This is a genomic window from Terrilactibacillus tamarindi (genome assembly GCF_009718825.1).
GTDB lineage: Bacteria > Bacillota > Bacilli > Bacillales > Sporolactobacillaceae > Terrilactibacillus > Terrilactibacillus tamarindi.
The window spans coordinates 1-9,081 of sequence record NZ_WNHB01000038.1 but is presented as its reverse complement, the minus strand read 5'-3'; the positions used below and the strand labels follow the sequence as shown (position 1 = coordinate 9,081).

Sequence of the window (9,081 nt, the reverse complement as noted above, 5' to 3'; positions counted from 1 at the left end):
AAAAAACAAAACACCATCAGGCTTAATGGTGTTTTGTTCTACTTACATTAGTTTTTCCAAATATCTTCTAATTCCCATGCTTTTAGATGTGTTACTTTAACTTTGCCATCTGACTGGAATAACGAAAGACCTTGGTTTTGTTCAACAGGATAAATCCGACTCGTCAGTGTCGCGATACCTTCATTAGCAAAGACCTCTATCGAAGAACGATCCAAATAGATACGGAGGCTTAAATGATTCTTTTCTGGCAACTTAACTCGGCGAACACCGCTAACTCCTTTTCCACTTTTACTTCGGTCGAGGCTTAACTTATTTTCATTAACATCATAAGAAATCACCGTTTCCTCTGTTTGACCACATCGTACTTTCAAACCGAAAGAACCCGCTGTGGTTGCCTCTAAATCGAATGCAACCTCTATTTCTAGTAAATCATCTGTTACATCGAATGATAAAGGTTCTTCTATAAGTTTATCCACTAATAATGTATGTTCTTTTTTCCTTAACTGCTTAAGTTCTTCCACGGGTGTCATGAGAATCTGTTCCTCTTTACTGACATGAAGCTCTCTAGGTAAAGTTAAAGCACCCGCCCAACCATCTTCTTTAGTAGGCATGTTTGATTCCCACATATCCATCCAACCGATGGCAATGCGTCTACCTTGATCATCTTTAAAAGTTTGGACAGCATAAAAATCATGACCATGATCAAGTTCCGTGAAATCTCCGTGTTTAAAGGCATTCGTTTCATAATCATATTGACCAACAAAATAGCCCGTCTGGAATAGATTTTGATATAGATCACCTGACGGCTCCATCCCTTGAGGAGAAAACATCAGAACATATCGACCATCCAGTTCAAAAAAGTCCGGACACTCCCACATATAACCATGTTTATCATCACTTTGTTCAAGAACGCCATGGTAGGTCCAATCTCTTAAATTTTGAGATTTGAAAAGAATGACCTGTCCAATACCATCTTCAGTTTGGTGACCAGTGATCATATACCAATCATTGTTATGTTTCCAAACTTTAGGATCACGAAAGTGTTGTGTACTTCCATGCGGTGGCTTAGCTATCACTGGATTTTGTTCATATTTTGTAAAATGAAGTCCATCTTGACTGATTGCGATATTTTGATTTTGGAAGAACGTATCCTTCTCTTTATCAATAAGGTGATGCCCCGTATAAATAAGAACTAATTCTTCACCGTCTACAACTGCACTTCCTGAGAAACACCCATCTTTGTCACAGGCATCTCCTGGTGCTAATGCAATTGGGCAATGCTCCCAGTGAATGAGATCCTTACTTTTTACATGACCCCAATGCATAGGCCCCCAATTTTCATCATATGGATGATGTTGAAAAAAAACATGATACTCGCCTTTATATTGTACTAAACCGTTTGGGTCATTGATCCAATTAGCTGGAGCCATGATGTGATAGCCTAAGCGATAACGAGGATGAACGTTTTTTTTGGCTTCTTTAATAAATGCATCAGCTTTTTTTAAATTGATGGTTGTCATAATATAAAGCCCCCCTAATTAATTGAATTCATCATGATTGACGACGAGTTTAAATCCATGTTGTACTGTATTCATGACCTTTTTGATCCTTTTCTACATAAGTTTTACTAAATCCAAAAAGATATAAAAAGTAAGCGTTTCCATGTCTATTTTATGTTAATCTTTTTGGTGTGTCAACCCGTTGACATGATATTTTAAACAACTGTAAGTTCAGTTGTTTAAACCTGTGCATGTCTATTATGTCGTGAAACCTTTAATAAGTTGAATCGGAAGAACAATATTTTCTATTGACTTTTCACCACCCATCTGTTGAATAAGAACATTTACGGCTGATTGTGCAATAGCTTGTATCGGTTGTTGAATCGTCGTTAATTCCGGTAAACAGGTTTTCACGGATTCGGTGCCATCATACCCGATGATTTTTAATTCTTTTGGGATGTTCATCCCTCGTTTCTTAGCTTCAGAGATGACCGCCGCGGCAATAAGATCATCACTTGCGAAAATCCCATCAACATCAGGATGTTCATCAAATAGTTGGTTTATCACCGTTTTCGTGTAATTTTTATTTAAACTCTCACGTAATTCATACGTAATCGGTGACCTATCTTCTTTCATCATGACCTCTTCATAAGCTTCTCTACGTTTATTAGCGGGTGTTTCTAACTCATGTGGTCCATTAATATGTATAATTTTTTGGCACCCCTTGTTCAAAAGATGTTCCGTCGCTATTTTTCCTCCTAAGTAGTTGTCTGACGAAACAACAGGGATTGAGTCTGATAGATTTCGATCAATAGCGACAACAGGGAGATGCATACTTTCATACTGACGTATATGCCTATTATGAGCCCCTACGACGATCCCATCCACTTGATTTCTCTGAAGCATGTCCAGATACGCCATTTCTTTATCTACCCGATTTAAACTATTGCATAATAAAACTTTATATCCTTTAGAGGAGAAACTATTCTCTATATGAAAGATTAGCTCCCCAAAAAAAGGATTGCTGGTTGTAGGAAAAATAAGTCCAATTAAGTTGGTCTTTTGTTTAAAAAGTGAGCGGGCCAGTTCATTTGGGAAATAATTCAAATCTTTCATGGCCTGGTGAACCTTGTCTTTCGTCTTTTGACTCAGATATCCTCTATTATTTAGAACTCTTGATACAGTTGTAGGAGATACACCCGCATGTCTCGCTATGTCTTTTATATTTGGTTTCATATACATATTTCCTTTCTTGTTAACAACTAACTATTATAGCTATTTTACTAGGAAATTCTATACATCTACAAATGATTCTCCTTTTTTATTATTTTAAAGATTATTTTGTTTACATAATGTTATTTTGATATTCTACCTGTTTTATCCCGCCTTAACAGCAAGTAAGACCCCCATCTCAAGAATCTGAGGTGGGGGCAACTGCCCATAAAGGTCCAATTGGTTCAGCTAACCATCAGTGGGTGATGAAGAAGACCCCCACTTATGGAAGTTTCACTTTATTTTCTCTTAAGACTTGTCTAATCTGTTAGACTCCAGTAAAATTTCACTAAAAAGATGGGGGAACAAGATGCTTACTCAATATGTTGCAACCTTTGACATTGGTTCGTCAGTCATGAAAGGGCTGTTAATTAATCAATCAGGAATCATCTCAAATCTTCACGATGTAGATCTACATACATCTTTAAAAGATCAATCGGCAGAACAAGATCCTCAAGAATGGTGGGATGCCTTTATAACCATCACAAAGAACTGGTTTGTTAATGGTATTGATCCAAAACAAATCGTCGCTATAACTTTTAGTGGTCATATGCAAGACTTAATTACTTTAGATGATGACGGAACTCCTCTAAAAAACGCGATCCTTTATAGTGATAACCGCGCAACTACACAGGCTGATCTCATTAAGGATAAATTTCCAGATATCACGACTTTGACAGGAAACCCATTTGATAGTACGTCCCCTTTAGCCAAATGGTTATGGCTTAAAGAACATGAGCCTGACATCGAAAATCAGACTAAAACGCTCCTTTTTGGACCAAAAGATTATCTCATCTTTCGTTTAACCGGCCAGAAAGTCGTTGATCCAACCAATGCATCTACCCTCTCATTGATGAGTTTAACGGAAAGTCATTGGATAAATTCTGTTTTAAAAGCCTGTGACTTAGACTCAAGTAAACTACCAAATATAAGACAAAGTCATGAAATTGTAGGAAGGATTTCTCAGACAGAGTCAGTATTAACCGGTTTTGCTGAAGGAACTCTCATTTTTTGTGGGTTTGGGGATGCAGGTTCAACATCACTAGGAGCAGGGGTTATCCAAGAACACGATCAATACATTTACCTCGGAACCACTGGTTGGGTCGCCTCAGCAACTTCCCATTATTACGGTTATACACCTGGCCATTTTCAACTTAAATATTTCAAAGAAGCGTTATTTATAGATATAGCCTCTTCTTCAAATTCGGGTAATGTTCACAGTTGGGCCGTCCAACAATTTAGTCAAGGTGATTATCATTTGTTTGAAAAACAAATCGGACAAACAGAACCAGCAGCTGATGGTCTCCTTTTCTTACCTTATCTAAATGGGCAACGTAGTCCTATCCCAGATCCTCATGCTAGAGGAGCATTTATTGGGATAACGAACAATACAACGACCAAACATATGTGTAGAGCTGTTCTAGAAGGTCTTTGCTTTTCTTTCAGACAATTGATTGATTTAAAAACGACCAACCATCTTCATTCACAAACCTTTTATATGATTGGTGGCGGAACAAAGAGTGCAACATGGTGCCAGATTATGGCGGATGTTTGCGGAATCATGATTAAGGTACCTGAAAATGCCCAATACCTCCCCGCTCTTGGTGCTGCTGCAAGTCCTTTTATTAAATTGGGATGGGAAAGCTCATATGAAGCATTCGCTGAAAATATATTAAGTACGAGGAAAAGTATAACTTATCATCCAAACCCAGTCGCTCATTCTAAGTACGAAAAAAGCTATGAACATTTTAAAAAGATTTATCCGGCAATAAACCATTTGGTTAGTGTTAAATGAACGTCAACTAAAAAGAAGTCACGACCGCCTTTTAACAGGCGGTTTAAAATCTCTTCTCAAAAAAGAATCATATCATTCCGCATAAAGGCAACTTCTCCGTGATTTATCTTTTTCAGTTTCTACTAACCATTAATAGATATTATTCTTTAACTAGCCCACCTCTCAAATGATTAACTCCAAATCCCAAGTAACCTTTTAAGCAGGTTAACATAAATACCCAGCCTTCTTTATTATCTAATAATTTATGTATGACTTAGTTCATCGTTTTTCCTAAACCTTTTTCATTAACTTAAATGATTGTCTTAGACTAATATCAGAATCTTTATTATTTATTACATTTTTCATTCAATTTCATTTACACACAAAAAAATTAGGTGTATGATTTTTATTAAACACCAATGAATTTTACATACAAAACAAAATTCATGGAGGGATCGTATTGAAAAAAGTAGATCTTGAATCTTTGAAAAAAGTAAGTTCTCAGTATCATTTAACAATGGATGAAGATGAACTCACAGGTTTTAAGGACTTGATCAACAGTGGTATTTTAAAATCCTATGAACGGGTGGATCAAATGATCGAACCCGAACTTCCTGTTAAATATGCACGTACACCAGGATTCCGCCCTACCGAAGAAGAAAACCCATTGAATGCCTGGTATTGGAAAACAGAGGTTGATCATGCGAAGACAGGTAAACTAGCTGGTAAAACGATTGCGTTAAAAGACAATATTAGCTTAGCTGGTGTACCTATGATGAATGGGACAAAAGTACTCGAAGGATTTGTTCCACAAATTGACGCCACCATCGTGACTCGGATACTTGATGAGGCAGGTGAAATTAAAGGAAAAGCCGTATGTGAAAGTTTATGTTTAGCTGGAAGTAGTTTTACATCTGATACAGGAGCAGTTCTTAATCCTCATAACCCTGCATATTCTGCTGGTGGGTCATCAAGCGGTAGTGCAGCACTCGTTGCATCAGGTGCCGTGGATATGGCCATAGGCTGCGACCAAGCCGGCTCTATACGTATACCAAGTTCCTTCTGTGGTATCTATGGATTGAAACCCACCTGGGGCCTTGTTCCTTATACAGGCATCTTCCCAATCGAATTAACCATTGATCATGCTGGACCAATGGCTAGAACCGTTGAAGACGTTGCCTTATTACTTGAAGTGATCGCAGGACCAGATGGTCTTGATCCACGACAAAAAGGTTTACCATCGAAACCTTATTCAGAATTCTTAACTGGAGAAACAAACGGATTAAATATTGGAATTGTCGAAGAAGGTTTTGGATGGGAAGGATTATCTGAACCTGAAGTGGATGCCATGGTAAGAAAGGCTGCAGAATCATTTTCAGAATATGGTGCACTAGTAAAATCCGTATCTATTCCAATGCATCGAGACGGCGTTCATATTTGGAATGTCCTAGGAAGCGAAGGAGCTACCGTCCAAATGGTTCGTGAAAATAGCCATGGCCTTAATTGGAAGGGTTATTATCAAACCCAATTAATTGATGTTTATTCAAAAGGTTTACAAACTCGTGCGGATGACCTCTCTCTAACTACAAAACTGGTTATTCTTGCAGGTCAGTACATGCAAGATACGTATAACGGCAGATATTACGCTAAAGCACAAAATCTCACTAGACAACTAACTCAAAGCTATGACGCGGCATTCAAAGAATATGATGTACTCGTGATGCCAACCCTCCCTATTAAAGCGACAAAACTCCCAACTGGTGACATAGATCTCGATGAATACGTTGCACGTTCACTTGAAATGATTCCAAATACATCTGTCTTCGATCTAACTGGTCATCCAGCGATGAATGTTCCTTGTGGGATGATTGACGGACTACCAGTAGGAATGATGCTCATCGGACGACATGGCGAAGAAGAAACCGTATTGAGAGCTGCACATGCTTTTGAAAAAATGTCTCAAATAAATGTAGGTACAGTTGTAACAGCAAAATAACTTATTAAGTCCTATCATAAATCCCTTTTTGAAGATAAAACTTTTATCAACAACAAAGGGATTTTCTTTACCCCTCTCATACTCAAAACAAGTCAATACTCAAAAACATATAACTTTTCATTTTCCAGTCATTTAATTTTTATGGCCCGTAATCCTCTTTTCGTAAGCTTCTAATTAAGAAAGCCATCATCCTTTGAGGCTTTTTTCGGTTCTCATGATTAAATATCAATTTCCAATTCAATTGGACAGTGATCAGATCCCATCACGTCACTCAAAATAGAGGCGTTGATCATCTTTTCTTTTATTCTTTCTGAAATCAAAAAGTAATCCAAGCGCCATCCAATGTTTTTAGCTCTTGCTTTCATGATATAAGACCACCAAGTATAAGCCCCCTCTTGATCTGGGTGCAAATATCGATATGTATCAACAAAGCCAGCATTTAATAATTGGCTGAATTTTTCTCTTTCTTGATCTGAGAAACCAGCATTATTTCGATTGGCTTTCGGATTTTTTATATCAATCTCTTGATGTGCGACATTGAAATCACCGCAAACAATAACCGGTTTCTTCTTATCAAGATCCGTTATATAAGATAAAAAAGCGTCTTCCCATTTCATACGATAATCAAGCCGCTCAAGACCCCTTTTTGAATTTGGTGTATAAACGGTTAAAATATAAAAATCTTCAAATTCTAGCGTAATCAATCTTCCTTCTTGATCATGTTCTTCTATCCCTAAACCATAGGCTATTGTGAGAGGTTCTTTCTTAGTGAAAATAACTGTTTCAGAGTACCCTTTTTTTACTGCATAATGCCAATAACTTTTGTAGTGAGTGAGAAAAGGATCCAACTGTCCATCCTGTAGTTTTATTTCCTGTAAGCAAAAGATATCCGGATTTAATCTTTCTATAAATCCTAAAAATTCCCCTTTAGCCATAAGCGCACGTAATCCATTTACATTCCAAGAGATTAATTTCATAATCATTTCCACCTCGTATATGATTGCTTGTCCTATCTTTCTTATTATAATATACAACATACCGATTGAGAGCCTTTTTGGCTAAGACAGGAAAGTTTAGGCCGTGACTAAGGCTTTCATTATCTTTAAGGAGGGTACCATAAATCAGAATTAGTCACACAATTCGACTGTTTTGTATCTATCAAAATACCAATCTACATTTATTCAATTTTTTTGTATAATAGGACTGTAAGGTGTATATTTAGATGAATAGTCTCATCTTATTAACCTGATCATAAATATTAGCACAAATAATAGACTTGCAAACATCGATATTAGACAGATTAAGGAGACAAAAATTATGACTATTCTTCTTGTAGATGACAACGCCGTTAATCTATATGTTATGGAAAAAATATTAAATAATGCTGGTTATGACGACTGTGTATCTTTAAAATCAGCTTCAGAACTATTTGATTATTTGCAACTAGAAAACCAAAAATTGAACTATGTACCTGTAGATTTAATTTTATTAGATGTTATGATGCCAGACATAGATGGCATTGAGGCCTGCAGGAGAATTAAGGAAAATGAAAAATTTAAGGACATTCAAATTATCTTTGTTACGGCACTTGAAGATAAGACGAAGCTAGCGGAAGCATTAGATATAGGCGGCGTGGATTACATAACAAAACCAATAAATAAAATCGAATTATTAGCCAGAATTCGAGTTGCCTTGCGTTTGAAGGCAGAACTAGATTGGCATACCCATCATGAAAAGAAAATACAATATGAATTAGATCTAGCGACACATGTTCAACGAAGCTTATTAAGCACGCCACTTAAAGAAAAACATATTCAAATTGATGTATCTTACTTACCTTCTTTTAATTTAGCAGGTGACATGTATTATTGGCATAAAATAAACGATCATCAATATGCCATTATCCTACTAGATATGATGGGACATGGTATCTCCGCTTCCCTTGTGTGTATGTTTATCTCATCTGTCTTACGAGAAGCTGTGAAACAAATCTCAGAACCAGAACAAGTCATTAAAGAATTAAATCGCTACATGGCACTCTTACAAAATGGAAATGAATCGATCCATTATTACTTCACCGCTATTTATTTAGTGATTGATACTCAAAGTAAAACGATTGAATACGTGAACGCTGGCCATCCTCATGGATATGTTCTTGTCGATGAGAAGGAACTCGTGTCTTTAAATCATGGCAGTTGTGCAGTTGGATTTCTTAATGAAATTGAAGTAAAAAAATCGATTATCGAATTTAAACAGGATGTTCAAATTATTTTATACACAGATGGCGTACTTGAGGCGATGAGTCCATGTGAAGTAGAATCAGAAGAGCGTATTCGTACTTTAATGAATAAAAAATGGGATCATACTTGTTCACTTATGGATACATTACTCACCAAAGAACAACAAGTCAATCAACCAGATGATATGTGCGTATTAATGATCAAAGCCCAGGCTGATGAATAATCCTAGTTTCAAGAGTTAATTAACAAAATGACATTAGGTCCATATACAAAGACCTAGATACTCATAATCAAACATTT

General features: G+C 36.7%; 6 protein-coding genes. 3 read left to right on the top strand and 3 right to left on the bottom strand.

Annotated elements, in window-relative coordinates; genetic code table 11:
* Positions 1-47: 47 nt before the first annotated feature.
* Together GMB86_RS15065 and GMB86_RS15060 are read right to left on the bottom strand one after the other, a co-directional pair.
* Positions 48-1,520 (bottom strand): glycoside hydrolase family 32 protein, encoded by a 1,473-nt coding sequence (locus GMB86_RS15065; RefSeq protein WP_155221338.1) that lies wholly within the window; start codon positions 1,518-1,520, stop codon positions 48-50.
* A gap of 237 nt (positions 1,521-1,757) precedes the next feature.
* Positions 1,758-2,735 carry a LacI family DNA-binding transcriptional regulator gene (locus GMB86_RS15060; RefSeq protein ID WP_155221336.1) on the bottom strand — a complete coding sequence of 326 codons (978 nt, stop codon included), beginning with the start codon at positions 2,733-2,735 and terminating at the stop codon, positions 1,758-1,760.
* 346 nt (positions 2,736-3,081) lie between these two features.
* Here GMB86_RS15060 and GMB86_RS15055 point away from each other — a divergent pair, with 346 nt between their 5' ends.
* Positions 3,082-4,566, top strand: coding sequence for a xylulokinase (locus tag GMB86_RS15055; RefSeq protein WP_155221334.1), 1,485 nt, complete (start codon positions 3,082-3,084; stop codon positions 4,564-4,566).
* Between the two features lie 439 nt (positions 4,567-5,005).
* A complete protein-coding gene (locus tag GMB86_RS15050; protein WP_155221332.1) occupies positions 5,006-6,541 on the top strand; it encodes an amidase in 1,536 nt (511 codons plus the stop codon).
* A gap of 218 nt (positions 6,542-6,759) precedes the next feature.
* Here GMB86_RS15050 and GMB86_RS15045 read toward each other — a convergent pair whose 3' ends face one another.
* On the bottom strand, positions 6,760-7,518 hold the full coding sequence (locus GMB86_RS15045; RefSeq protein WP_155221330.1) for an exodeoxyribonuclease III: 759 nt from the start codon (positions 7,516-7,518) through the stop codon (positions 6,760-6,762).
* A 340-nt stretch (positions 7,519-7,858) separates the two neighbouring features.
* Between GMB86_RS15045 and GMB86_RS15040 the strand changes: the two genes are divergently transcribed.
* Positions 7,859-9,004 (top strand): fused response regulator/phosphatase, encoded by a 1,146-nt coding sequence (locus GMB86_RS15040; RefSeq protein ID WP_155221328.1) that lies wholly within the window; start codon positions 7,859-7,861, stop codon positions 9,002-9,004.
* Positions 9,005-9,081 lie beyond the last annotated feature (77 nt).